The organism is Pseudomonas sp. QLc11A, assembly GCF_052112305.1.
Classification (GTDB): Bacteria; Pseudomonadota; Gammaproteobacteria; order Pseudomonadales; family Pseudomonadaceae; genus Aquipseudomonas; species Aquipseudomonas laurylsulfatiphila.
Window position 1 is genome coordinate 1 of sequence record NZ_JAVAJJ010000098.1, and the last position, 249, is coordinate 249.

1 protein-coding gene is annotated in these 249 nt (G+C 61.8%); it reads right to left on the bottom strand.

The window, feature by feature from the left end; translation table 11 throughout:
- A partial coding sequence (locus Q8X48_RS30065; protein WP_407802699.1) for an immunoglobulin-like domain-containing protein occupies nt 1-249 on the bottom strand: 249 nt, incomplete at both ends.

Here is a 249-nt window from a genome sequence, read left to right on the forward strand (position 1 = left end):
TCTTGATCGGGTTGATGGACTCTAGGTTGCCGCCGTCGGCCGATTTAATCGACTCGGTCACGGTGGTTGGACCGGTGTAAACGTCGTTGCCGACGGTCACTGGCAGGCTGCCGGAGCTCTGACCTTCGGCGATGGTGATGACCTTGCCGCTGTCGAGGGTCACGGTGACCGGACCGTTCTGCGCGGTGACCGGTTTGCCCTGGGCATCGGTCAGGGTCGCGGTGTAGGTGATGGTGCCGTTTTCATCCA